Annotated in this window: 19 protein-coding genes; 10 read left to right on the plus strand and 9 right to left on the minus strand. The window is 64.1% G+C overall.

Annotated elements, in window-relative coordinates:
- Positions 1 to 92 precede the first annotated feature (92 nt).
- From THIDRDRAFT_RS19195 to draG, 6 genes are all read left to right on the plus strand, one after another.
- A complete protein-coding gene (locus THIDRDRAFT_RS19195; RefSeq protein ID WP_007042571.1) occupies positions 93 to 536 on the plus strand; it encodes an ArsC/Spx/MgsR family protein in 444 nt (147 codons plus the stop codon).
- Positions 533 to 1828, plus strand: coding sequence for an FprA family A-type flavoprotein (locus THIDRDRAFT_RS19200; RefSeq protein WP_007042572.1), 1296 nt, complete (start codon positions 533 to 535; stop codon positions 1826 to 1828). Before THIDRDRAFT_RS19195 ends, THIDRDRAFT_RS19200 begins: the two co-directional genes overlap by 4 nt.
- Positions 1829 to 2070: 242 nt before the next feature.
- Positions 2071 to 2355 (plus strand): 2Fe-2S iron-sulfur cluster-binding protein, encoded by a 285-nt coding sequence (locus THIDRDRAFT_RS19205; RefSeq protein ID WP_007042573.1) that lies wholly within the window; start codon positions 2071 to 2073, stop codon positions 2353 to 2355.
- A 17-nt stretch (positions 2356 to 2372) separates the two neighbouring features.
- Complete coding sequence (locus THIDRDRAFT_RS19210) at positions 2373 to 2723, plus strand: 2Fe-2S iron-sulfur cluster-binding protein (protein WP_007042574.1); 351 nt, start codon at positions 2373 to 2375, stop codon at positions 2721 to 2723.
- 2 nt (positions 2724 to 2725) lie between these two features.
- On the plus strand, positions 2726 to 3307 hold the full coding sequence (locus THIDRDRAFT_RS19215) for a nitrogen fixation protein NifQ (protein WP_007042575.1): 582 nt from the start codon (positions 2726 to 2728) through the stop codon (positions 3305 to 3307).
- Positions 3285 to 4250, plus strand: a complete 966-nt coding sequence (gene draG, locus THIDRDRAFT_RS19220; protein WP_007042576.1) for an ADP-ribosyl-[dinitrogen reductase] hydrolase — start codon at positions 3285 to 3287, stop codon at positions 4248 to 4250. Before THIDRDRAFT_RS19215 ends, draG begins: the two co-directional genes overlap by 23 nt.
- 88 nt (positions 4251 to 4338) lie before the next feature.
- Here draG and THIDRDRAFT_RS19225 read toward each other — a convergent pair whose 3' ends face one another.
- From THIDRDRAFT_RS19225 to THIDRDRAFT_RS19240, 4 genes are all read right to left on the minus strand, one after another.
- Positions 4339 to 5421, minus strand: a complete 1083-nt coding sequence (locus THIDRDRAFT_RS19225) for an acyltransferase family protein (RefSeq protein WP_007042577.1) — start codon at positions 5419 to 5421, stop codon at positions 4339 to 4341.
- An 80-nt stretch (positions 5422 to 5501) separates the two neighbouring features.
- Positions 5502 to 5915, minus strand: a complete 414-nt coding sequence (locus THIDRDRAFT_RS19230) for a bacteriohemerythrin (protein ID WP_007042578.1) — start codon at positions 5913 to 5915, stop codon at positions 5502 to 5504.
- 105 nt (positions 5916 to 6020) lie between these two features.
- Complete coding sequence (locus THIDRDRAFT_RS19235; RefSeq protein ID WP_007042579.1) at positions 6021 to 6908, minus strand: SIR2 family protein; 888 nt, start codon at positions 6906 to 6908, stop codon at positions 6021 to 6023.
- A 256-nt stretch (positions 6909 to 7164) separates the two neighbouring features.
- A complete protein-coding gene (locus THIDRDRAFT_RS19240; protein ID WP_007042580.1) occupies positions 7165 to 9072 on the minus strand; it encodes a DEAD/DEAH box helicase in 1908 nt (635 codons plus the stop codon).
- A 399-nt stretch (positions 9073 to 9471) separates the two neighbouring features.
- On the opposite strand from THIDRDRAFT_RS19240, the gene THIDRDRAFT_RS19245 reads away from it, so the two are divergent.
- From THIDRDRAFT_RS19245 to THIDRDRAFT_RS19260, 4 genes are all read left to right on the plus strand, one after another.
- Positions 9472 to 10800, plus strand: a complete 1329-nt coding sequence (locus THIDRDRAFT_RS19245) for an ABC1 kinase family protein (RefSeq protein ID WP_007042582.1) — start codon at positions 9472 to 9474, stop codon at positions 10798 to 10800.
- A gap of 267 nt (positions 10801 to 11067) precedes the next feature.
- The gene (locus THIDRDRAFT_RS19250) at positions 11068 to 12765 is read left to right on the plus strand and encodes a cation:proton antiporter domain-containing protein (RefSeq protein WP_007042583.1); all 1698 of its coding nucleotides are present in this window, start codon (positions 11068 to 11070) and stop codon (positions 12763 to 12765) included.
- A gap of 104 nt (positions 12766 to 12869) precedes the next feature.
- Positions 12870 to 13535 carry a protein-L-isoaspartate O-methyltransferase family protein gene (locus THIDRDRAFT_RS19255; protein ID WP_007042584.1) on the plus strand — a complete coding sequence of 222 codons (666 nt, stop codon included), beginning with the start codon at positions 12870 to 12872 and terminating at the stop codon, positions 13533 to 13535.
- 170 nt (positions 13536 to 13705) lie between these two features.
- Positions 13706 to 14284, plus strand: coding sequence for an isochorismatase family protein (locus tag THIDRDRAFT_RS19260; RefSeq protein WP_007042585.1), 579 nt, complete (start codon positions 13706 to 13708; stop codon positions 14282 to 14284).
- A 144-nt stretch (positions 14285 to 14428) separates the two neighbouring features.
- On the opposite strand, the gene waaA is transcribed toward THIDRDRAFT_RS19260, so the two are convergent.
- From waaA to THIDRDRAFT_RS19285, 5 genes are all read right to left on the minus strand, one after another.
- On the minus strand, positions 14429 to 15742 hold the full coding sequence (gene waaA, locus THIDRDRAFT_RS19265) for a lipid IV(A) 3-deoxy-D-manno-octulosonic acid transferase (RefSeq protein ID WP_007042586.1): 1314 nt from the start codon (positions 15740 to 15742) through the stop codon (positions 14429 to 14431).
- A complete protein-coding gene (locus THIDRDRAFT_RS19270; protein WP_007042587.1) occupies positions 15742 to 17352 on the minus strand; it encodes a methyl-accepting chemotaxis protein in 1611 nt (536 codons plus the stop codon). Before THIDRDRAFT_RS19270 ends, waaA begins: the two co-directional genes overlap by 1 nt.
- Before the next feature lie 80 nt (positions 17353 to 17432).
- Positions 17433 to 18854: a bifunctional D-glycero-beta-D-manno-heptose-7-phosphate kinase/D-glycero-beta-D-manno-heptose 1-phosphate adenylyltransferase HldE gene (hldE, locus tag THIDRDRAFT_RS19275; RefSeq protein ID WP_040845500.1), complete on the minus strand. Its 1422-nt coding sequence runs from the start codon at positions 18852 to 18854 to the stop codon at positions 17433 to 17435.
- Between the two features lie 147 nt (positions 18855 to 19001).
- Positions 19002 to 19772 carry a polysaccharide deacetylase family protein gene (locus THIDRDRAFT_RS19280; RefSeq protein ID WP_007042589.1) on the minus strand — a complete coding sequence of 257 codons (771 nt, stop codon included), beginning with the start codon at positions 19770 to 19772 and terminating at the stop codon, positions 19002 to 19004.
- On the minus strand, positions 19769 to 20287 hold the full coding sequence (locus THIDRDRAFT_RS19285) for an NADH-quinone oxidoreductase subunit B family protein (RefSeq protein WP_007042590.1): 519 nt from the start codon (positions 20285 to 20287) through the stop codon (positions 19769 to 19771). Before THIDRDRAFT_RS19285 ends, THIDRDRAFT_RS19280 begins: the two co-directional genes overlap by 4 nt.
- Between the last annotated feature and the right edge of the window lie 68 nt (positions 20288 to 20355).

The following is a 20355-nucleotide window of genomic DNA, read 5'->3' on the forward strand; positions in this document are numbered from 1 at the left end:
CGACCGAACTCGGCGATCCGAATCATGACGAGCGCCGCGCCGCATCCAGGTGGAGGGCTCATCGAACAGACTGACGAGAGGAGAAGCGCAACGTGAGCACGTCCGTGATCTTCTACGAGAAGCCGGGATGCATCTCCAACGCCAAGCAGAAATCGCTGCTGAAGTCGCTGGGCCATCGCCTGAGCGTGCGCAATCTGCTGACCGAGTCCTGGACGGCGGAGCGGCTGCGTCCCTTTTTCGGCGAGCGTCCGGTGCGTGACTGGTTCAATCCGACCGCACCCCGCATCAAGGCGGGCGAGGTCGAGCCGGGCGCGCTCGACGCAGCGACCGCCCTATCCCTGATGGTTGCCGATCCGCTGCTGATCCGCCGCCCCTTGATCGAGTGCGACCTCGGGGTGAGCTGCGGTTTCGACGCCGGCCCCCTGCTCGATGCCCTGGGCGTGCAACTGACCGAGGGTCAGGATCTGCAGTCCTGTTCGCAGACAGGGCCTGATCCCCATTGCGATCTGCCGACCGCCGAGGCGGACCTCCGATGACGCACCTTCCGTCGACCTCCCGAAACGGCATGGCCGAGGCGACCGAGGCGGTCGAGATCCGGCCCGGTCTGCATTGGATCGGTGCGCTCGATCCGGGATTGCGCACCTTCGACATCATCCTGCGTACGGCCAACGGCACCACCTACAATTCCTACCTGGTGCGCGGGAGCGACGGGGTCGCCGTCATCGATACCGTCAAGGCGGAATTCGCCGACGACTTCTTCGCCCGACTGGAATCGGTCGCCCGTTACGACGAGATCAAGGTCATCGTGCTCAATCACCTTGAGCCGGACCACACGGGCGCGCTGCCCGAACTCATGCGTCGCGCGCCCCAGGCGCGGCTCCATATCTCGACCCGCGCGCCGGCCATGCTCAAGGCGCTGCTCAAGCCGAGCGAGGAGCATCCGCTCGAATACCAGGCAGTCGATACCGGAGACGAGGTCTCGCTCGGCGACCGCACGCTGCGCTTCCTGCATACGCCCTTTCTGCATTGGCCGGATACCCAATGCACCTATCTGGTCGAGGAAGCGACGCTGTTCTCCGGAGACGTTTTCGGCTGTCATCACTGCGACAGCCGCATGTTCAACGAGCAGTGCGGGGACTTCCGTTTCGCGTTCGATTACTACTACGCGCACATCATGCGACCCTTCAAGACGCATGTGATGGACGCCCTCAAGCTGATCGAACCACTGCCGCTCCAGATCATCGCGCCGACCCACGGCCCCATTCTGCGCGACCGGCCCAGACGCTATCTGACCCGGTATCGCGAACTCTCGACGTCGACCTTCGCCGAACGGATCGGCAACGAGGAGCCGACGCTGGTCGTCTTCTATATGAGCTCCTATGGCAACACCGCGCGGATGGCCGAGTCCATCCGCACCGGTGCCGAGGAGGCCGGGGCGCGCGTCTCGCTCTACGACCTGGAAGGCGGCGAGATCCAACCCTTCGTGGACCTGGTCGAATCGGCCGACGCCCTGGCGTTCGGATCGCCGACTATCAATGGGGACGCTGTAAAGCCGATCTGGGATCTGCTGTCCTCGCTCGCCGTGATCGAGCTCAAGGGCAAACTCGGCGCCGCCTTCGGATCTTACGGCTGGACCGGCGAAGCGGTGCGCATGATCGAGGACCGCATGCGCGGATTGAAGATGCGTGTTCCGGTGGCGGGGCTGCGCATCAAACTCATCCCGACCGATGAGGAACTGGCCGAGTGCCGCGACTTCGGACGTGCGCTGGCCAGTGCCATCGTGAGTGGAGAGAAGGGCCGAGTCATCGATTTCGCCGACTTGGGCTGAACAGGTCCGAGACCTTGACTCGACCTGCGGAGCCTATGCGATTGGCTAGGCTGTGCACCCTCTCCCACGGTCCTTCTCCCGTCCGCGGGAGAGGAAAACCTATCCGGTACCCCTCGGGGATTCGGATCCGGGAGAGCGGTAAATGGACCGAACAGCGACGCCAACCCCAGGGTTTCCCGGGGCGGCCCGCCGATCGACAGCCATTGACCAAATCAACTATCGAAACATAGGAGTCTGACGTCATGGCGAAAGCCAAAATCACCTTTTCGGACATCGACCAGACCGTGAACGTCCCGGCCGGTACCCGTGTCATCGAGGTGTCCGAGAAGATCGGCGCCGGTGTCATCTACGGCTGCCGCGAGGGCGACTGCGGGACCTGCATGATGCATGTGGAGGAAGGCTGGAACAATCTGACCGAGCCGTCCGTGCTCGAGGAAAAGGTCCTGCGCGAGAACATGGCCGGTCGTCACGACCGTCTCGCTTGCCAGGCCCAAATCCTCGGCGACTGCCGCGTCAAGCCCGCCTGATACAGGGGAGAAGTATCGTGCCACTCGTAACCTTTTCGAACCCCGAGTACAAGGACAAGACCGTTTACGCCGTGGCGGGAAGCCACACCGAGACGCTGCTCAAGCTGGCCAAGGAGCACAAGATCCCGGTCCATCACGACTGCCAGGACGGCGAGTGCGGCAACTGCATCGTGCGCGTGTCCAGCGTCGACAGCAAGCAACAGCGGATGGGGTATCATTTGACCGACAAGGAGCAGACCGTTCTGCGCCACCTCGGCAAGCTGACCAAGGAAGACATCGAACGCCTGGCGCTCGATGACATGCCCAGCGAATGGCGTCTGGCCTGCCAGATGATCGTTCGCGACGAAGACATCCTCGTGGAGTACTGACCATGTCGACCCTGGCCTACGACCTGACGCGGGAAGCCGATCGTGTCTTTGCCCGATTGATGGTGCGTGCGGCCAGGGACGGCAATGATCGGGCCTTCGCGGCGATGATCGCAACGCGCGCCGCCGGTGGCGGCGCGCTCCCCGCCTGGCTGGGTCTGGAGCTGAGCGAGTTTCGCGATCTCATGGCCCATCACTTCCCGGGCGTCTCGCCCGACGTGCTCAGTGCCATCGACTCGGGTCAGCCGCTGACCGGCGCACGCCAGGACGAGCGCGATGAGCTGATCGAACTCATGCTGACGCATCGCGCCAACCGCACCCTCTCCGAGGTCTGGATGGCCCGTGTGGTCGCCGCCGGCTGCATGGCCAGCGACCATCTGTGGCAGGATCTCGGGCTCTGGGAACGTCCAGAGCTGACCGCCCTGATGAACAGAAACTTCCCGACCCTGGCCGAGCGCAACACCAAGGACATGAAGTGGAAGCGCTTCCTCTACAAGCAGTTGTGCGAGGCCGAGGGCATCTATGTCTGCCGCTCCCCGTCCTGCGAGGTCTGCGTCGACTACCATGTTTGTTTCGAATCTGACTGACTCCTCGCCCATCCAAGGCCGGAGCGACCGACTCCAGCAACGCGCCATCGGTGCCTATCTGGGCATGGCCGTCGGCGACGCCCTGGGCGCGACCGTCGAATTCCTCACCCCGCGCGAGATCCGGGACCAGTACGGTGAGCATCGCGACATCATCGGCGGCGGCTGGCTGCGTCTGCGCAAGGGACGGGTGACGGACGACACCGAGATGAACCTGGCGCTGGGCCGAAGCCTGCTCGCTGCGGGCGGACTGGATGCCGTTGCCATCGCCGAGTCCTTCAGCGACTGGATGCGCACCAAACCGGTCGATATCGGACACACAGTCCGGCGCGGTATCAGTCTCTATCGGCGCACCGGAGAGACCCAGGTCCCGGAGAACGAGTACGACGCCGGCAATGGCGCCTGCATGCGCGCCCTGCCGATCGCGCTCTACACCCTGGGCGCGACGCCCGATGAGGTCGACGCGGCCAACCGTGTCCAGGCCCACATCACCCATCACAACGCCTTGTCCGATCTCGGCACCTTCGTCGTAATCCGCATGGTCCAGACCGCCCTGCTGGGCGGGACCATCACCGATCTGGCGGCGCTCGCCAAACAGCTCGTCGAGTCCGACGCCCATTTCCGCTACGACCGCAAACGCACCGAGAATCCCGGCGGCTATATCGTCGAGACCCTTCGGGCCGTCATCCAGTCGCTGTTGCAGACCGACTCATTCGAATCGGCGCTGGTGGATGTGGTCAATCGAGGAGGCGACGCAGACACCACGGGCGCGATCCTGGGCATGATCGTGGGCGCGCTCTATGGCCCCGAGGCCATCCCCAAGCGCTGGATGAACACGCTGGACAAGGAGACGGCCAAGGCCTGTCGAGCGCAGGCCCTGGCCCTGGTGCGGGCATCCCCGCACCAGGGGGGGAGTTTGCACGCCCTACCGCACCCCGCCTCCTAAAGAGCCTGTCGGACCTCACGACGGCATCAGACGATCCCTACCGGAAAACCGAATTCCAGGGGGCAATCGCGACATCGCCCGGACGGACTCAGGGACGCGCCGACTCCACGGCCCTCGCCCCAAACCGACGGCTCGCCAGTCCACGCCCAAGGTCGCGCATCGGTCGCTCGATCAGCAGGTGGGCGACCCCCGCCAGCAGGACGACCAACGTCGCACAGAGCAGATAGGCGTAAGGCCCCGACAGGGCGAGGCCGGAATCCTCGTAGAGTCTCAAGATCAGGATGTGAAAGAGATAGACGCCATAGCTCAAATTCCCGAGCGTGAATGCGATCCAGAGACAGAGGCCGCCCTGGCAACGCACCTTCAGCAGCAGCCAAAAAAGGATGAGGCCGTAACTCAACGCGGACAGGAAGGAGAAGTAGGAGCGCAGCAGTAGACTCGAGTTGATCCCCGGATCACCTCGATAGGCGAAGAACACCGCGAGCGCCAGCCACAGGACAATACCGCCGAGCAGCGCTCGCGTGGGCCAGGGTCCACCCCCGGTCGAACGGCAACGCTGATAGACCCAATAGAGGACGGCCCCGACCAGGAACTCGATCAGAATGCCCGGAAGGTGGACCCGGAGGATGGAGAGCAGGTTCGGCGTCGGGGCCGAGAAGGAGGTCGCGCCCGCGACGATCGGCAGACGCAGCGCCAGGAAAAACGCAAGCAGGAGCAGCACGAGGCGAATCCTGCCCACCAGGATCCAGGCAAGCAGCGGCAGCACCAGGTAATACTCGACCTCGACCGGCAGGCTCCAATAGGCCGGATTGAAAAAGAACGCCTCCCGAGCCGACTCCGTGGTCCCGAGGAACAGCAGGTGCTTGAGAAAATAGAGCGGTTTGCTCGGATCGTCCGGTGTCGCCAGCGCATAGAGGAGTAGCGAGAAGAAATAGAGCGGATAGATACGGAACAACCGTCTGATCGCAAAAGGACGGACCGCAAAACCCCCGGAGAACAGCAGCGGACCGAAGACGAAGCCGCTGATGACAAAGAAGAGATCGACGCCGCTCCACATGAAGCTCAACAGGGACGGACCGGTCACCAGGAATTTCGAGTAATGCGCGGTCAAAACCATCCATGCGGCGGCCCCGCGCGCCAGTTCGATGGCGGGATTTAGCTTGGGATCCATCGCGGACGCCCTCTGAATCGGCCATTCACCGTTGCATTTTCCATGCGTTCCCGACCCGACACCCTGTTCCGAAACCGCGTTTAGCGGTCGACGACGGCGGCGACCTGCTTGCGCCTCAGATGGGCGGCCAGAGCGCTGTCCATGGTGAGTGCGTGCTGGGCGAACCAGCCCGGCATCTGCTCGATCACATAGGCACGCGCCATGGCAACCCGCCCGCGCCGCACCTGCCGCGCGAACCGCTCCAGATCGCCGAGAACGCGTTGATGTTCGGCGCGATGTTCGGCAATCGGGCCGAAGGCCGTCTCGCGCATCATCGCCTCCTCCGCCGCGAAGTGGGCGTGGGTCTGCAGCACCATCTCCGCGAAGAGATCGGCGAAGCTCGCGCTCGACGCACCGTCCATACGGTTGAGGAGGTCGACGAACTCACGGTGGTTCCGGTCCATGGCAGGCACGCCCAACAAAAAGCGCGCCTCGAAATCCTCGATCAGGGCCATGAATCCTCCTTGGCCAAATCGACGAGCCAGGGTATCGATCCGAGGTCCGAATCGGCTCGTCGATGATTCGTTCCTCCGCTATGTCATCCGGTCGCCAGACGCGGATCAGCAGCCGCTCTCATGCGCGACAGGAATCAGCTCGTCCATCGGATCCAGCGTACCGGCCGCAGCCAGGAAATCCGGGACATCGGCCTCGATGATCTCCACATCCTTGGTCGCACAGAAACGGCGTTCCTTGTCGGTCGGGTCGGGAATCAAGGCCCAGCCCGCCGGCGAGCCGGCAGCATAGATCATATCCGACATCACCATCCGTTCGGTGTCGCGATTGAGGCTCAGCCCGAGGAAGAGATAGCGCTTACCCGGCCGATAGGTCTTGATAAAGGACGGGATGGCAAAGCCGCCCATCAGCTCGGTGAGGTAGTCCACATAGTCGGCGTCGGACGCAATGTAGGTGGAATCCGGGCGCGGACTGCCCATCGGCTTGAACAGGATCGGCAGACTCGGGTCCACCTCTTCCTGCATCACCTCGCGGTAAGCCGTCCCGTCGTAGGCATGGATTCGGAACCGATAGTCCGTACCGCCGGTCCGGGCGATGCCCCTGACCAGGGTGTGCGGCACGTCGGAATAGGACTCCTGCAACTGTAGGTCGCGGTTGATGTCGATCAGATAGCGAGGGCGAATCGACCGCAACCAATCGTGCAAGGGCGCACGCGTCCAGGAACGCGTCGCATAGGTCGCCTCGAGAAAACGGTGGACGGCGCCACGTCCACGCTTGAGTTCGACATCCATGGCCGCGCGCGAGAATTCCCACATAAGACGAGGCGACATGGGTCGGCCGTTGTTCATGGCCAGAATCAGACTATCGCTATCGGCCGGGATAGGCTCGCCCGTAGACGTATCCACGGAGCCGGTCAGAGCGCCGGCCCCCAGATAGGGAACCAGTTCGCCGCGAGCCACCTCGTTCGCGAGAGATTCGAGTTGTGCAGACACCATCGGTTTACCCCTGAGCAGCGAATGAATTACTGAAGCTCAGCAAGAAACCTGCCACAAAACGACGCGCGGCATGTATTCATGAATTTATCGGGCCGATTCAATCGGCTGCGATCTCCCGTCAATGCCGATCCAATGCCTGGATCGGAACACATCGCGCGGGAGACCACGCATTTCGTGCAAAGGGGTACGCACTGTCGCAAAGACGACAGATCCGTCGCCTTCCAGACCGCGCATACCCCTCGGGTCAGCCAATCGCTCAATCGCGCGGTTTGCGGCCACCCGGTCCATGATCTCCACGGAAGCCCTTGGAGTCCTTGCTGCCAAAGGATTTGCGCGGCCCAGCGCCCTCGGCCTGACGACGGACATTGCCCGATTGCCGGAAGGTCTTTGGCTTGCCCTGACCCGGGCCGGCCTTGAAGCGCGACGCACCCGAGTCCTGACGGGGCTCCCAGCTGCGACGCGCCGGAGAATCCTCGTTCGTGGCTCCAGCGGCCGAGATGCGCAACGCCTGGCCGCAGACGAAGACGCGCTTGAGATGGCTGAAGACCTCGCGCGGCATTCCGTCCGGGAGATCGACGATCGAATGGTCGTTCTGGATGTTGATGCGACCGATGAAACGGCCTTCCAGACCCGACTCGTTGGCGATGGCGCCGACGATCTCGCGCGGCGTCGCGCCGTGCTGATGTCCGACCTCGATGCGATAGCTGACCAGATTCTCGTTGTCGCGCCGCGCCGGGCCACGCTCCGAACGCGGCGGACGACCCTCACGCGAGTGATTGCGGCCCTCGCCTCGCCGCGAACGCTCGTCAGACCAGTCGCGACGCTGGGGCCGCGGCAGATCTTCCTTGACGTCCAGCGGACGCTCGCGCTGATAGAGATAGGCCAGGGAGGCGGCCACATCGATCATCTCGATTTCCTGCTCCTGACCGATGCGGGAAAGCAATCGATAGAAGAAATCGAGATCCTGATCGCTCATCGTCTTGCGCACATCGGCGATGAAGCGATCGATGCGCGACTCGCTGAGCGCCTCGGCGGACGGCGGATCCATCGGCGGCACACTGCGCCGGATCGTGCGTTCGATCGCCTTGAGCAGGCCACGCTCGCGCGGCTCGACCAGCAGAATGGCACGCCCCGACCGACCGGCACGCCCGGTGCGACCGATGCGATGCACATAGGCGGCCGGATCGGTGGGGATGTCGTAATTGACCACGTGACTGATGCGATCCACGTCCAGACCACGCGCGGCAACGTCGGTCGCAACCAGGATGTCGAGCTGGCCCTGCTTGAGCCGCTCGACCGTGCGCTCGCGCATCTCCTGGTTCATGTCGCCATTGAGCGGCTCGGCCGCGAAGCCGTGCGCCTTCAGCTTATCCGAGAGCTCCGTGGTCGCGTTCTTGGTGCGCACGAAGATCAGCATGCCGTCGAAGGGCTCGAGTTCCAGGATGCGCGTCAGGATGTCGAGCTTGTGGAAGCGAGTGACGATGCAGTGATGCTGATCGATGGTATCGACCGTCTCGGAGTTGGAGGCGATCCTCACCTCGATGGGATCGACGAGCCGTTCCTGCGCCACCTTGCGGATCACCGGCGGCATGGTCGCCGAGAAGAGCGCAACCTGGCGCTTTTCGGGCGCCTGGTCGAAGATCCAGTCGATGTCCTCGGCGAAGCCCATGTTGAGCATCTCGTCGGCCTCATCCAGCACCAGGGTACGAATGCCGTCCATCGACAGGGTGCCGCGCCGGATGTGGTCCATGACACGACCCGGCGTGCCCACGATCACCTGCGGGTTGCGCTTGAGATGACTCAGCTGCAAGCCATAACCTTGACCGCCATAGATCGGCAGGACGTTGAAGCCCCGCAGGTGAGTGGCATACTGTTGGAATGCCTCGGCGACCTGGAGCGCCAGCTCACGGGTCGGAGCCAACACCAACACCTGGGGCTGTTTGAGCGAGGGGTCGATCCGGCTGAGCAGGGGCAGCGCGAAGGCTGCGGTCTTACCGGTACCCGTCTGGGCCTGACCGAGCAGATCGCGCCCAGCAAGCAGATGAGGGATGCACTGACCCTGAATGGCGGTCGGGGATTCGTAACCGAGATCTTTGACGGCTTGTTCAACGCCGGGGGCAAGACCGAGTTCGCCGAAGCTGATGCTCGTGTCGGGGGTATCCATGGTGGGGCCTCGAAGGGAAGGGAGCGTCCTCGAGGCCGACCTAATGCAACCTTTGGGACGATATGCGGAAGTAACAGAGTATTATCCGCGTAAAAACACATTCCTGCAACTGCATTCTCGTGACACCCGGCGTCGTCGTACCCTGTCGCAGGGCCCCAAACTCCCTAACCCAGGTGCAGCACAGCGAAACCCGGAACAACGCCAAACCAACCGCTATACCCCGACCACGAGGACTCCCCGGATTGCGCTATCGCTCCATCCGGGCTACGACAAACGACGACACGACAGGCCACGGGCGGTGGTCGAAACGGGAACCGCCGCTTGAGCGAGAGGTCTATCGGCAGCAGATCCGTGGCTCACAGACGCCACACAGCACTCGCATCCTCAGGAAGTCATCCCATGTCCGAATCGTCCGGCCCCCGTGGAACCGCCGTTCCCAGCAAACGACTGAGCCGACTCTGGCACCTGGGTCGCGCAACCGGCGACCTGGCCGCCGGCATCGGCGTCAAGGGGCTCATCGACCTGGCCCGTAACCGCAACAGCGACCAGCCGACCCGCATCCAGCTCTCGCCCGACCGCACCCGCCGCTTCACCGACCGGCTCGCCCGCATGCGCGGCGCCGTGATGAAGATGGGCCAACTCATGTCGATGGACGGTTCCGACGTCTTCACAGCCGAGACGGCCGAGATCATGAGCGCACTGCGCGACAGCGCCGAGCCCATGCCGATGAGCCAGGTCGCAAAGGTTCTGGAGTGCGAGTATGGCCACGACTGGAACCGCCGCTTCAAGCGATTTGAGTTCACCCCCATCGCCGCCGCCTCCATCGGTCAGGTGCATCGGGCGGAGACCCAGGACGGCCGACATCTGGCGCTCAAGATCCAGTTTCCGGGCGTGCGCGAGAGCATCGACAGCGACATCGACAACCTGGCGTTCCTCGGCCGCTCGCTCGGCATGGCACCCAAGGGCATCGACATCGCCCCCTTTCTCGACGAGGCCCGCCGCCAACTGCACCGTGAAGCCGACTATGCCGCCGAAGCCGAGGCGCTGGAGCGCTACCGGGCACTGATCGGCGACGACCCTGATCTCTTCATCCCGAGCGTGCACCACGACCTCACCACCCACAACATCCTCGCCATGGACTTTGCCGAGGGCGTCTCGATCGATCGCCTCTCCAGCCCGGACTACCGTCGTGCCGAGCGCGATCACGCCGCAGAGTCGCTGATGCGGCTCACCCTGCGCGAGCTGTTCGAGTTCGGCCTGGTCCAGACCGATCCCAACTTCGGCAACTATCTCTACGACGCAACGAACGGACGCATCACGCTACTGGATTTCGGCGCCACCAAACCGGTCTCGCCCGAGCTGATCGAGCGCTTCCGCAACCTGGCGCGCTCCACCATCGACGGCAAGCGCGAAGGGATGCGTGCCGCCTGCGTGGCAATCGGCTATATCGGCGAGGACGACCCGCGCGAGCATGTCGACACCATGCTCGATCTGCTGCAGATGGCCGCCGAGCCGCTGCGCCATCCCGGACAATACGACTTCGCCACCTCGGACCTGTTCGAGCGGGTCTATCGGAACGGCCGAGCCATGTTCCACTCCGGTGTCTTCAGCACCGCACCCGCACCGGAAACGCTCTTCCTGCACCGCAAGTTCATGGGCTCGTTCATGCTGGCGCGCCGTCTGCGCGCACGGATAGACCTCGCGGAGATGGCCGAAACCTTCATCTGAGTGCGCTCGGACCGTCCCGCGCGGATGTTCGAGCAGATGACGGACAAGGAAGGGGGTGACGCGCATCCAGACCCATGCGCTCAACCGTTCGGGCAAATCGCGGGCGCCGCGCAGGTCGGCCAATGGCGTCGAACGGATTCGGCGGCAAGGCCTGTACGCCATCCCCATCCTCCGCCCAAGACTCGCGATTCACACAATATAATGGGGGTATCTCGCCGGACCCAGTGCGCAACCCTCGGTCGGCGCTATTGATATAGAGTAGCGACCATGGAACTCAGCAGCTTCGTCTTCTCGGCTATCGTGCTGCTCTCGGCAGCCGCCATCTCGGTTGCACTCTTCAAACATCTCGGGCTGGGGTCGATCCTCGGACTGCTGGTGGCCGGCATCGTCGTTGGTCCCCATTCGCCAGGCCCCTACGTCACGGCGCACGTCGACGACGTGCGCAACTTCACCGAACTCGGCGTCGTCCTGCTGCTCTTCATGATCGGACTGGAGATGCAGCCCAAGCGACTCTGGGCGCTGCGCCGCGAGGTGTTCGGGCTTGGGACCATTCAGATCCTGCTGAGCGGTCTGGCGATCTCGGCCTACGTCTCCATCTACGAGCCATCCTGGCGGGTCGCGCTCCTGATCGGGCTGACCCTGGCGCTCTCATCGACGGCGTTGGTGATGCAACTGCTCCACGAGCGCGGCGATCTCGCAACCCGTCACGGCAACGCCACCTTCGCCGTGCTGCTGATGCAGGACCTGGCCGTGGTCCCCATGCTGGCCATCGTGCCGCTGCTCTCCGACTTGGGAACCACCACCTCCCTACCGTTCGCCGAACAGGCACTGAACGTAGTCGGCATGCTCGCTCTGGTCATCGTCTTCGGACGCTATGTGGTGCCCTTCGCGCTCGAGCGACTGCTGCGCCAGAGCAACCGCGAGGCATTCGCACTGGTCGTCATGCTGGCGGTCTTTCTCGCCGCATGGGCCATGCATCAGGCCGGACTATCCATGGCCCTGGGCGCCTTTATGATGGGCATGCTGCTCTCGACCTCGCGCTTCAGTTTCCAGATCCAGGCCCACATCGAGCCCTTCAAAGGCCTGCTGATGAGCCTTTTTTTCGTCTCCGTTGGCATGTCGATCGACCTGCCGGCCATCGCCGACGAGCCCTGGCTGATGGCCCAGCATGTCCTGGTGATCCTGGCGATCAAGCTCGCCGTCCTCTTCGGCATCGCCCGCCTCTTCGGTCTACCGCGCGGAGTCGCGACCCGAGTGGCCTTCCTGCTCGCCCAGAATGGCGAGTTCGGCTTCGTGCTTTTTGGCTTCGCCAAGACGCTCGGTATCATCGACTCGCACACCTTCGTGATCGCGGTTGGCGTCATCTCGGTGAGCATGATGCTGACCCCATTGTTGGTCAAACTCGGAGACGCCCTGGCACGCCGCGCCGAGCGGCGCAAAAACGCCCCGGTCGACTTCACTTACGAAAAGACCGGCATTCAGCCCAAGGGACGCGTCGTCATCGGCGGCTACGGCCGGGTCGGACACACCGTCGCCACCTTGCTGGAGGTCAACAAGATTCCCTTCATCGCCTTCGACACCAACCCAACGAACGTCGAACGGGGCGTACGCGACGGCCGCGCCGTTTTCTACGGCAACATCGGCGATCTGGAGCTTTTGAGAGCCGCTCAGGTCGGAAGCGCCACACTGGTGATCCTCACCATCGATCACGGACCCACCGCGCTACGAGCGGTCTCGCACATCCGCACCGCCTTCCCCCGGGTCCCTGTCATCGCGCGCGCTCGCGACCTAGAGGCCTGCGGCAACCTGCTGCGTGCCGGCGCCTCCCGCGTCTATCCCGAGGCGATCGAAAGCAGCCTGCGTCTCGGTGCCGAGGCGCTGCAGATGCTCGGCGTCTCGACCGACGAAGTCGACGCCATGCTCCAGGGCGTGCGCAGCCAGGGATATGTACAGGTCGCCGAGTGAGCACCATTCCCACAGACGGGAGCCGGCTGGTTGCCGATCCCCGGCAAACTTATTAAGCTCGTTCACCGCCTAGCAAAACCGACTCATCGGGGGACCCGTTCGAGATGGAAGAAAGTATCGAGCTCGCGCGTTTCAACATGATCCAGCAACAGATCCGCCCCTGGGGTGTTCTGGATGATCGTGCACTGGAGGCGATGACGGAGATACCGCGCGAACCGTTCGTTCCGGATGCCTATCTCGGTCTGGCCTACTCGGATATCGAAATCCCCATCGGCTCTGCGGCCAGCATGCTGGCCCCCAGGATCGTTGGGCATCTACTGCAAGCGCTGGCAGTGAAACCGGGCGACAAGGTGTTGGAGATCGGCACCGGCAGCGGCTATGTCAGCGCCTGTCTGAGCTGGCTCGGCGCGCGCGTATTCAGCCTGGAGATCGATGCGACCCTCGCCGCCGAGGCCCGCCAGCGGCTGGCGGCGCTCAAGTTCGAACGCATCGAGATCCGCGAGGCCGACGGCCTGGCTGGTCCGGCCGCAGACGCCCCCTTCGAGGCGATCGCCGTAACCGGCTCCATGCCGACCGACGCATCGCTCGACATGCTCAAGGGGCAACTCGCGATCGGCGGACGGCTGTTTTGCGTCATCGGCGAGGATCCGCTGATGCAGGCCACCCTGATCACGCGACTCTCCAAGAGAGATTTCCGCCGCCAGCCGCTGTTCGAAACCAGCGTGCCTGCGCTCCGCAACGTCGCCGAGCCCGCTGGATTCGCGTTCTGACCACGACCTCCCGGATACCGCCGAGCCCATCAAAAGGGTTCGGCGGCTCGCAATCGCTCCATCAAGCATTACCTAGATCAATTCTTGATCTTTGCCTAACTAATAGCGCACACTCCTCCGACCCCTCGCTCAGGGGATAAAAAAGAAGTAAACGTCGGAGGACATACGACATGAGCATCAATCAGGCCCAGATGCCGCTGTGCCAGCGGGCATCCTCGCAGCTACTCATCATCGACGCCCAGGAGCGGCTCGCCGCCGCCATGGACAAGGACGAACTGGAAGGCGTCGTCGACAACATCAATCGCTTGGTGACGGCCGCCAAGATTCTGGAGATTCCGGTCTTCGCGACCCAGCACAACTCCAAGGGACTCGGTCCGATCATCAAGGACATCCGCGACAATATGCCCGAGACGGCGGATCCGACCGAAAAGACCGCCTTCTCCTGCTGCACGGCACCGGGCTTCGAGCGCAACATCTCCTCGCATCCCGAGCGTCGGCAGCTGGTCGTGGTCGGCATGGAGGCGCATATCTGCATCTCGCAGACCGTCTCAGGACTCCAGCGCTGGGGCTACCAGGTCTTCGTCCCGGAAGACGCCATCATCTCGCGCAAGGCCTTCTACAAGCAGAATGTGCTCCAGCGCATGCGCCACAGCGGCATCCAGGTCGTCTGCACCGAGTCGGTCGGTTTCGAATGGATCGGCGACTCGACCGACGCCCAGTTCCGCGACGTCTGGTCGTTGTTCAAGTAAAGGCTTCCAGCCGCCAGCGCCCAGCCCTCAGCGGTTGCTTTGCCGAGGTTGTCGCCTCTCGACCCCTTCCCGAGCCATCGAGAACAGACATGCCTGACTCGAAGCTCGGGGGTCTGCGTGCAACGAGCTGGTAGCTGGAGGCTGTTAGCTGGCAGCTTGACTCGCCAGCGCCTCGTCGATTACGCCCAGCAGACGCTCCAACGCCCCCCGATTGCGCTCGACCACAGCCTGACCCTGCGCGCCGACCTCGGCGCGCAGGGCCGCATCGGTCAACCAGACTCCAAGCCGCTCGGCGAGCGCCTCGGCATCGGCGACCCGCGCCGCGCCGCCCGCCTCCAGCATCATCTCGGTGATGGCCGCGAAATTGAAGGTATGGGGTCCGACCAGGATGGGCACGCCCCAGGCCGCAGCCTCCAGCAGATTGTGCCCCCCGACCGCGACCAGACTGCCGCCGATGAAGGCGACATCGCCCGCCGCGAGGAAGGCGGGTAGCTCGCCCATGGTGTCACCGAGGAAGACCGAGATTCCGTCGCCGCAGACGTCCTGATGGCTGCGCCGGACCAGAGCCAGCCCCTGGCGCTCGACCAGGGCGGCGACGCGCTCGAAACGCTCAGGATGACGCGGCACCAGCACCAAGAGCGCCTGGGGCAGCCGCTCCAGCAGACGACGATGGGCCTGCAGCAGCAACGCCTCCTCCCCTTCGTGCGTGCTGGCCGCCACCCACACCGGACGCTGCCCCCACAAGCGTCTCATCGCCTCGGCACAGTCGCGCTGACTGGCGGGCTGGCGCAGATCGAATTTGATGCTTCCGGTGACCCGAACCCGCTCGCCCACCGCTCCGAGCTCGATCAGACGATCCGCATCGGCTTGGCTCTGGGCCGCGATCCGGGTGAAGCGCTGCAGTGTCTCGCGGGTGAACTCGGGCACGCGCGCATAGCCCCGAGCCGAGCGCGCCGATAGACGGGCATTTGCGAGCACGACCGGAATACCGCGTCGCTCGCAAGCCTCCAGCAGGTTGGGCCAGATCTCGGTCTCCATCACGATCAGCAGACGTGGACGAACCTGGTCGAGAAAGCGCCCGACGATTCCAGGCAGATCGTAGGGCATGTAGCGGTGCGCGACGCCGTCTCCGAACAGTTCACCGAGCCGTGCCGCGCCGGTGGGCGTGGTGGTGGTGACCAGGATCCCCTCATCGCGAACCCGTTCGAGCAACTGGCGAATCAAGAGCCCCGCCGCCTGAACCTCGCCTACCGAAACGGCATGAATCCAGATGCCGGCCTTGGGCGCATGTGCCCCCAGGACCAGTCGCTCGCCGACACGTCTGCGATAGCCCGGCGCCTTGATGCTGCGCCAATAGAGCCGCAGCACCGCCAGCGGAAGCGCCAGCCGTAGGATCAGGGTATAGAGACCCCGCGTCGCGATTCTCAATCCCCGTTTCCCATCGGTGCGCTCATTCATCAAGCAGCCAACCGGTCGAGCAGCCCCTGAAGCTGCACGGATTCGCCGATCATCTGCTCATAAAACGCGTTTGCTTGGACCTGATTGGCCGCATCGTGTGCCTTTACGACCTGCTTGCCCAATTCATGCACCCGCTGGTGATGACCATCGAGTTCCTGGAACGACTGGTTGTCGGCGAACTTCGCCTGCCCCGCCCCCTTGTACCAGAGACCGAATTCACAATGCCGATGATCGGGCAGCGCGCCGGCATCGAGCTGCTCCTGCCCCATCTGGTGCAGTTTGATGCGACGCACGAACAGCATATGGGCGATCTTGGCCTTGTGGACGATGCTGTCCAGATCGTTTTCGCAGCGGAAACGGCCCAACGCCCCTTGCAGTTCCTGGAAGATCCCCATCAGGCGCCCCGCCGTCTCCTCGGCGCGGCGCGATTGGTGCAACGACTCCTGAGTCAGCGCATTGATCTGGGCGATGTCGCGGGCGACCTCGCTGTTGGTCACGGCGAGTTCCTCGGCAGCAGCGGCGATCTGATCGATCTCTGAGTTGACCGCCCGCGCCCCGTCGAGGATGTCGCTCAACGCGGCGCCTGAGCGCGCCGCAGCATCCGAGCCCTGCTCGGCCTCGCTCAACCCCTGCTGCATGGAATCCACAGCGGTGGCCGTCTCCGCCTGGATCGACTGGATCATTTCGCCGATCTCCTGGGTCGCCCGGTTGGTGCGATTCGCCAAGGCACGCACCTCGTCCGCCACGACCGCAAATCCGCGCCCCACCTCGCCCGCGCGCGCCGCCTCGATCGCCGCGTTCAGCGCCAGGAGATTGGTCTGATCCGCGATCTCCTTGATGGTGCCGACGATGGTGCCGATCTGATGGGAGCGCACCCCCAGACCCTCCACCACCCCTGCCGAATCGCGCACGCGCGCTGCGATGTTCTGCATGGTATCGACCGTCTCCCGAACCACCTCCGCCCCCTGCTCGGCGTTCTGGCTCGCCTGGCGCGAACGCTCGGCCGCGTTGCTGCAGCTTTGGGCGATGCTCGCGGTCGTCATCGTCATCTGCTCGGTCGCCGCCGCCATGCCGTTCATGCGGTCGGCCGACTGCTCCACCCGCACCAGCGCCTCGCGCGACTCGACCTCCAGATGGAAAACCGTGTCGACCGCCTCGGCGCTGTGACCATGAACACGCCGAACGACGCCCCGAATGCCCGCCGTGAAGGACTCCAGCGCACGGGCCACCTGACCCAGTTCGTGCTGATCGTGCACTTCCAGAGAATCGGGCATGCTCCCGCCGCCCTTGGCGAGATCGCCCAGCACAGCGCCCAACTCATGCAACGGCCGGGTAATCGAGCGCACGATCGCGAACAGTGCCAGTGTCAGCAGCAACACGAAGACGGGCATGGCCGTATTCAACAGACCAAGAAGCCGATCGAATTCGGCCAGCATCTCACGCGCCTGCCCATCGACCTGGGCCGCCTGGTCGAACACCTCGTGAGCCATACGTTCGAGTCCGCCGATGGAGAACACCACGGCGCCGTACATTCCCAGCACGAAGACGATGACGATGGCATAGATCAGATACAGCCGGTGGGAGACCTTCAAGGCCACGAAGGGATTCATGTTGCGTTCCTATCGAATGGGATTCGGAGCGGAGAACCAGGCCTACCGCATCGCCTAAAGGGCATGAGTCGACCAGAAAATCAGCTGTCGCGGATCGCCCCGATGATACGGCTGGTCGAACGCCCCGGAAGAAAGTCAAAGACCCGCACCTCGCCGCCATTGGCCCGGACGCACTCGGCGCCGGCGATCTGATCGGGGCGATAGTCCCCACCCTTGACCAGCAGATCCGGCTTGACCCGACAGATGAGCGATTCAGGGGTGTCCTCGCTGAAGGCGCACACCCAATCCACAGAGGCCAAACCGGCCAGCACTGCCATGCGTTGCTCGACCCCGTTGATCGGCCGGCCATCACCCTTGAGACGCCGCACCGAATCGTCGTCATTGACCGCGACGATGAGCCGATCGCCCATCCGCCGGGCCTGCTGCAGATAGGCGACATGGCCCTCATGGAGGATATCGAAACAGCCGTTGGTCATGACCAGACGTTCGCCGCGCGCCTGTGCCTCGACCGCCGCCGCGACCAATGCCTCCTGATCGAGAATGGCGTGCCACTCGGCACCCAGATAGGCGCGCTCCAGCTCTCGCGCCCCAACGGTCGCCGTGCCCAGTTTGCCGACCGCGAGCCCGGCGGCGCAATTGGCCAGTGCGCAGGATTCCTCGATCCCGACCCCGGCCGCCAGCGCTGCGGCCAGAGTCGCGATCACCGTATCGCCCGCGCCGGTCACGTCGAACACCTCGCGCGCCTGGGTCGGCAGATGCAGCGCCTCGGCATCGGCGCGCACCAGCAGCATCCCACGCTCACCGAGCGTCACCAGCATGGCGTCCAGATCCAGTTCGTCGCGCAGATTGCGCGCCCGCTCGACCAAAACGGCATCGTCGCCACAGACACCCACGACCTCCTCTAGTTCCCCTCGGTTCGGCGTCAACAGGGTCGCACCCCGATAACGGACGAAATCGCGCCCCTTTGGATCGACCAGGACCGGCTTGTCCAGCTCGCGCGCCAGCCGGATCAGCAACTGGGGATCGGACAGGGTGCCCTTGGCGTAGTCGGATAGAAGCAGCAGATCCGCATCCGCCAGCGCCGCCTCGATCATCGATGGCAGAGGATCCTCGCCGAGCGGGGTTAGCGACTGCTCGAAATCAAGCCGGATCAGCTGCTGATGGTGACTCAACACCCGCAGCTTGGTGATGGTCGGCAGATCCGCACGCCGATGCAGCCGAGTCTCGATGGATTGGTCGGCGAGCCGCTCGGCCAGGATGTCGGCCGCCTCGTCCGCCCCAGTGACGCCTATCAGCAGGGTCCGCACACCCAGCGCCGCCAGATTGAGCGCCACGTTCGCCGCCCCGCCCGGCCGATCCTCGACCCGATCCACGTGCACCACGGGCACGGGGGCCTCGGGCGAGATGCGCCGCGTCGCCCCAGTCCAGTATCGATCGAGCATCAGATCGCCCGCCACCAGGACGCGAGCACGGGAGAAATCGGGAAAGGCAGAGACGGGTATGGTGTTCAAGACGGCAGGATTCTTGCGGGGCAATGGAATTAGTCTAGCTCGCGGCCAAGCACTCTGACCAGAACAGGCCAAACCTCGCGTTACCCCGATACGCTGAAGAATCCCACCAACCCTGAATTCCGCTGCACTCCATCCAGGCTACCCACGGGAGAGCGTGGCGCGCCATTCGGCCAACGCCGGCTTGGGCGCATTTTTGATGGCGAGCTTCCACCAATAGCCGATCAGATTGTCGCCGTAGGAGATGGCCTTGCGCGGCAGAACCAGCGGATGGTCGAGCGCCGTGGCGGCGCCGCGCAGACAGGTGGTGGCGCTACGATAGCCCGCCTCGGCGGCCAGCTCAACCGTCTCCCGATCGAAGCTGCCGAAGGGATAGCAGAGATGCTCGACCGGCTCGCCGAGGACGTCCTCCAGCACCGACCGGCTCTCGGACAGCTCGCGCATCTTGGTCTCCCGGCCGACCTCGGCGAGCTTCACATGCTCGAGCGTATGCGAGCCAACGGTAACACCGGCAGCACGCATGGCCCGCAGCCGTTCGCCGCTCATCAGGGTCGGGATGGGCCGACCTGGATCCTTGCCGAACCACTCGGCCGAGCGCCCAAGCCAGCCGCCGATGGCATAGAGCACAGACGGAAAACCGTGGCGCTGCAGCACCGGCAGGGCATGATCGGCGAAGTTGTCGTAGGCGTCGTCGAAGGTGAGCACCACCGCCCTGGGCGGCGTGGGACGCTCCCCGCTCAGACAGGCCAGCGCCTCGTCCAGCCCCAGCACCGAATAGCCGAGCAGGTCCAGGAATCCCATTTGATGCGCGAACTGACGATGGTCGCAATAGTTCGCCCGATGCGCAGCCATCGGCGCGAACGCGCCGACCTGGTGGTACATCAATATGGAAATGCCCGGCGATTCGCTCATGCCGATCCTTCTCGCAGTGCCGCCAGCAACCCCTGGAGCAACTCCACCGGCGTGGGCGGACATCCCGGGATCTTCACGTCCACCGGAACGACATTCTCCACCGCCCCGCAGCTTGCGTAGGAGACCCCGAATTCGCCTCCGGTGCAGGCGCAGTCTCCGGCCGCGATCACGAATTTAGGCGCGGGCGTCGCGCGCCAGGTGCGGCGCAGCGCGGTCTCCATATGACGCGAGACCGGGCCGGTCACCAGCAGGACATCGGCATGACGGGGCGAGGCGACGAAATGAACGCCGAACCGCTCGACGTCGTGATAGGGATTGTTGAGCGCATGGATCTCCAGCTCGCAGCCATTGCAGGAGCCGGCATCCACCTGACGAATCGCCAGACTGTGCCCGAAGCGGGCATCGATGCGCCGACGTAGCTCGACACCGATGCGCTCCAGCTCGGCATCCGTGGGATCCGAAACCGGCTCGGTGACGACGCCAGGGGTCAGCGCTTGTTTGAGAATACGGAACATGGTCGGAGTATCCGGGATATACGTATTGCGAGCGTGATGATCGATCAACCTGCGGGATGTGACGAGCG

Source organism: Thiorhodococcus drewsii AZ1, from assembly GCF_000224065.1.
GTDB lineage: Bacteria > Pseudomonadota > Gammaproteobacteria > Chromatiales > Chromatiaceae > Imhoffiella > Imhoffiella drewsii.